The 5118-nt window shown below is 69.6% G+C and carries 3 protein-coding genes; all 3 read left to right on the top strand.

The genetic code is table 11. The annotated features are described in order from the left end of the window. On the top strand, nucleotides 1-454 hold a 454-nt coding region (locus tag ON39_RS18005; protein WP_157195490.1), incomplete at its 5' end, for an amidohydrolase family protein. 74 nt (nucleotides 455-528) lie between these two features. Continuing rightward, nucleotides 529-2565: an apolipoprotein N-acyltransferase gene (gene lnt, locus ON39_RS50655; protein ID WP_246003169.1), complete on the top strand. Its 2037-nt coding sequence runs from the start codon at nucleotides 529-531 to the stop codon at nucleotides 2563-2565. A gap of 360 nt (nucleotides 2566-2925) precedes the next feature. Next, the coding region (locus ON39_RS17990) for a condensation domain-containing protein (protein WP_255219278.1) at nucleotides 2926-5118 on the top strand (2193 nt) is incomplete at its 3' end.

The following is a 5118-nucleotide window of genomic DNA, read 5'->3' as shown; positions in this document are numbered from 1 at the left end:
GGACGGCATGTACGCCGCCCGCCTCGGCGCGGAGCGCGCCGCCGCGCTGAATCCCTTCGCCGCCATGGCCGCCGCGGGCATCTCACTGGCCATCGGGTCGGACGCGCCGGTCACCCCGCTCGATCCGTGGTCGGCCGTGCGCGCCGCGGCCAACCATCGCACGCCGGGCCACTCGCTCTCGCCGCGGGCCGCTTTCGCCGCCGCGACCAGGGGCGCGTGGCGGGCCGGCGGGGTGCGCGACGGTATCGCGGGCACCCTGGTCCCCGGCGCGCCCGCCTCCTACGCGGTGTGGGACGCCGATCAGCTCGTCGTCGCGGCCGCCGCCGACACCGTGCAGCGGTGGTCCACCGACCCGAGGTCGCGCGTGCCCGGATTGCCGCCGCTGACACCGGATTCGGAGCTGCCCCGGTGCCTGCGCACCGTGCATCGCGGAGTGGTCATCCATGAGGCGTGAACGTCCCGGCTCGCAGGCGGCGAGGCCGATCGGGGCGTTGATGGAGAAGACTCACTTCGGAAGGGCGATCGGCCGTGCGTGATCGACTGTCCGCGTTGATCGCTCGATACCCGGTGCTGTGGCGCTCGGTGGCCGCGATCGTGGCCGGGCTGCTGCTGTTCGGGAGTTTTCCGCCGCGGCCGTGGTGGTTCCTTGCGCCGCTGGGCATTACGGTGCTCACGCTCGTCGTGCGCGGGAGCGGGCGGCTGCGCGGCGGGTTCGGGTACGGATTCCTCGCGGGGCTCGCGTTCTTCGTTCCGCTGCTGCCGTGGACCGGCATCTACGTCGGACCGCTGCCGTGGCTGGCGCTTTCGGCGGTGTGCGCGGTGTACATCGGGCTGTTCGGCCTGGTGGCGCGGCTGGTGGGGCGCCTGCCCGGCTGGCCGCTGTGGGTCGCGCTGGCGTGGGTGACCGCGGAGTGGGCGAGGTCCAGTTTTCCGTTCGGCGGATTCCCTTGGGGCCGCTTGGCCTTCGGACAGGCCGACGGATGGTTCCTCCCACTGGCCTCGCTCGGCGGTGCGCCGCTGGTCAGCCTCGCGGTGGCGCTCACCGGAACCGGCGCGGCCGCTCTGGTTCTGGCCGTGCGATCGATGCGGGCGGGGCAATCCACTACTAGCTCAGACGATTTGGACCGTGCTCGGCGGGCGTCGAGCCATGACCAAACCGACCACGGCGCGGATGATGTTCGCCAGGAGTCGAACGGAGAGCTGATTGGCCCTGCGACACAAGCAATCTCCGCTGAGCGCGCGGATTTCGCCGGACGCGCAGACTCTGGCTCGGCCGGACGCACAGATTCCGCAGAGCACGCGGACTTCGCTGCGCGCGTAGTCCCCGCCCAGCGCATAGTCCCCGCCGCGCGCACGGACTCCGCCGGGCGCACAGATCCCCCCGGGCGTGCGGATCTCGCCGGGCGCGCGGACTCCGCCGGGCGCGCGAATCTCGCCGAGCGCCCGGACTCCGCTGAGCGCGCAGGTTCTGCTGAGCGCGCAGGTTCTGCTGAGCGCGCAGGTTCCGCTGAGCGCGCGGGTCGGCGGCGCGTGCAGGCGGGAAGGGGCGCATGTGCTTGGGCCGTAGCAACTTTGGTGGTCATGCCGATCGCGGGTTTGATCGTCGGCGCCACTCTGCCCGACCCCGATCGGGGGGATCGGACCATCACCGTGGCCGCGATTCAGGGCAGTGTGCCGCGCCTGGGGCTGGACTTCAACGCTCAGCGCCGGGCGGTGCTGGACAACCACGTGCGGCGCACGCAGGAGTTGGCCGCCGCGGTGGAGGCGGGGGAGGCGAAGAAGCCGGATGTGGTTATCTGGCCGGAGAATTCGTCCGATATCGACCCGCTGCGCAACTCCGACGCCGCGGCGCTCATCACTCAGGCTTCGGCGCGGATCGGTGCGCCGATCCTGGTCGGGGCGGTGCTGGTGAACAGCGACCGCACGACCACCAACTCGGTGATCGTGTGGAACGGCGCGGCGGGTCCGGGGGAGCGGCACGACAAGAAGATCATCCAGCCGTTCGGCGAGTATCTGCCGATGCGCTCGTTCTTCCGGTTGTTCTCCGAATACGCTGACCGCGCAGGGTATTTCGTGCCCGGCCACGGCGACGGCGTGGTGCGCGCGGCGGGCGTCGACATCGGCGTCGCGACCTGTTACGAGGTCGCCTTCGACCGTGCCTTCGAGGACGCCATGCGCGCGGGCGCCCAGCTGCTCACCGTGCCGACCAACAATGCCACCTTCGGCGACAGCGAGATGACCTACCAGCAGCTCGCGATGTCGCGCGTGCGGGCGGTCGAGCACGGCCGCGCCCTGGTGGTCGCGGCCACCTCGGGGGTGAGCGCGATCATCGGCGCGGATGGGACTGTGCGCCAAGAGAGTCCGCAGTTCGTGCCCGCCGCGTTGCTCGCGGACCTGCCACTGCGCACCAGCAACACCATAGCAACGAGGGTCGGCCCGGCGCCGGAACGCGTTTTTGTCGCGTTGACGGCGGCCGCGATGGTGACCGCCCTCGTTCGGCGGAGGGCGGCGCACGGCTCCAAAAAGACCGACCGGAAGGTATCTAAAGCCGAAATTCTCGGCTGAAGGTCTCGGAAAGGTAACATTCCCTCCGGTTTTTTCTGTGGTTGCTGTGATTGACTCGTCCAGTAACGAATCGTTCGCAATGGCAGGGATTTTCGAAGATCGTCGCTTGTCAGGGCGGATTTTTCTTGGCGATTCGCACGCGCCATCTGGGCGCTTTGCGTAATTAGCTGCATGTTCGCTGATCGTTGATTGTCGTCGCCGTTCGCCCGCGATGTGAAACAAATCCAGCCCGGTGGCAATCCGGCCGGTCAGACGCTCCGAATCATAGGCGTGGAGCAAAGTTCCACGGTCGGCCTCGCGCGCCTGCTGTGGGGCCCAGCACGGGGAGTGGCGTCGAACAGCGGCAGAACGGAGTGATTGATGAGTTCATTGGCCACGGACAGCGTCGACCAATGTTCATCGGGCGAATCTTCGGCACAACCATTCGTCTTGTCGCCGGCGCAGACGGCGCTCTGGTACGCACAGCGGATCCGTCCGGACGTGCCCCTGACGATCGCCCAGTACGTCGAGATCCGTGGCGACCTGGATGTGGGCCGCCTGCTCTACGCGATCGAGCGCTTCGGCGCGGAGGCTCAGGTCGGGCAGGTCCGGCTGCGGGAGATCGACGGAATCCCTTACCAGCAGGTCGATTCCGCGCGACGGCCGGGCTGGGCGCGGATCGATCTGCGCGGCGAGGCCGACCCGCACGCGGCGGCGCTGCGCTGGATGAACGAGCACGCGAGCTCGCCGATCGACCTCGAGCGCGGCCCGCTCATCACGAATGTCGTACTGCGCACCGGTGATTCGGACTACCTCTGGTACTCCCACGCGCACCACATCGTGATCGACGGCTACGGCGCGATGAACGCGCTCACCCGCGCCGCGGAGATCTACACCGCGTTGGACAACCGGACCGAGCCGGTGGTGTCCAGGGCCGCCCCGCTGGCCGAGATCTACGCCGACGAGGTGCGCTACCGCGAAACCAGCCGGTTCCGCGCGGACCGCGACTACTGGCTCGAGCAGCTCGCCGGGGCGGGCGAGCCGATGAGCCTCAGCGGCGTCACCGTCACCGCCGCCACCCACGACGCGGGCAGGCGCACCGCCACCGCCGTGCTCGACGACCGCTGCCAGGCCGCGATGGACGCCGCGGTCGCCGCCCTCGGCACCGCCAACTCGGCGCTGTTCGTCGCGGCGCTGGCCGCGTACGTGCGCTCGGTGACCGGGAATCCCGATGTGGTGCTGAGCCTTCCGGTGTCCGCGCGCACCACGGTCTCGCTGCGCCGCTCGGCCGGGGTGATCTCCAATGTGGTGCCGATCCGGTTGCGGTTCGGCCCCGAGACCACCGTCGCCGACGTGGTGAAGGCCACCGAGTTGCAGATCACCGGCGCGCTGCGGCATCAGCGCTACCGTCACGACGACATCCGCCGCGACTGCGGCTACTCCCGCGACGCGCGCGGCTTCTTCGGCCCGATGGTCAACATCATGCTGTTCCACAACGAGCTGAAGTTCGGTGATCTGGTCGGCTCGCTGCACGTGCTGGCGACCGGGCCCGTGGAGGACCTGTCGGTCAACCTGTACAACGGCGCGGGCAACCGCATCCACGTCGACTTCGAGGCCAACCCCCGCCTCTACAGCGAGACCGAGGTGACCACCCACCACAAGCGCTACCTCGACTTCCTCACCCGCTTCCTCACGGCCGCACCGGATACCCGCACCGAGCCGCTCACCGCCATCACCGCGACCGAACGCGACCGAGTCCTGCGCGCCTGGAACGCCACCGCCACCCCGCCCCACCCCGGCACCCTCGCAAGCGTCTTCGCCGAGCGCGTCACGGTATGCCCCGACGCCGTCGCCCTGGAGTTCGGCGACGAGCCGCCCGCGCAACCACCAGCCAACCACCCCCCAACGAATCGCGCTGTCGCACTGACCAACTCGTCACGTAACCGCACCCTTGCGGCGAGTCATGACGCGTCGTCGGCACAGTCGTCGCCCGACCACAGCTCCGTGGTGAGTGGCGATGCGGCACTCGCCCACCCGTCACTTGACCACGGCTCCGTGGCGGGTGACGACCTGACGCGGGCTCACCTGCCATCCGGCCACGGCCCGGCACCGAGTGGGTATGTGACTCGGGCCCACCCGTCGCCCGGACACAGTCCTGCGGTGAATGGCGATGCGGCACTGGTCGACTCGTCGCGTGACGATGGCCCTGTGGCGGGTCGTGATGCGTCGCTGGCACAGTCGTCGCCCGACCACGGCCCTGCGGTGAGTCAAGATGCGGCACTCGTCCACCCGTCGCTTGGCCAAGGCCCCGGGGCGAATGGCAATGCGGTGTTGACCCGCCCGTCATCCGGCCACGGCCCGGCGGTGAATAGTGATGTGACTCGGGCACTCCCGTCGCTCGGACACAGTCCTGCGGCGAATGGCGGCGCAGCACTGGTCATCTCGTCGCGTGACCGCAGCCCGGCGGCGAGTCGTGATGCGTCGCCGGCACAGTCGTCGCCTGACCACGGCGCCGTGGCCAGGCGAGATGCGGCACTCGCCCATCCGTCACTTGACCACGGCTTCGTGGCGGGT

This window comes from Nocardia tenerifensis NBRC 101015 (assembly GCF_000308715.1).
In the GTDB taxonomy this organism is placed as follows: Bacteria; Actinomycetota; Actinomycetes; order Mycobacteriales; family Mycobacteriaceae; genus Nocardia; species Nocardia tenerifensis.
The sequence above is the reverse complement of the archived record's forward strand: the minus strand, read 5'-3'. Positions and strand labels throughout refer to the sequence as shown.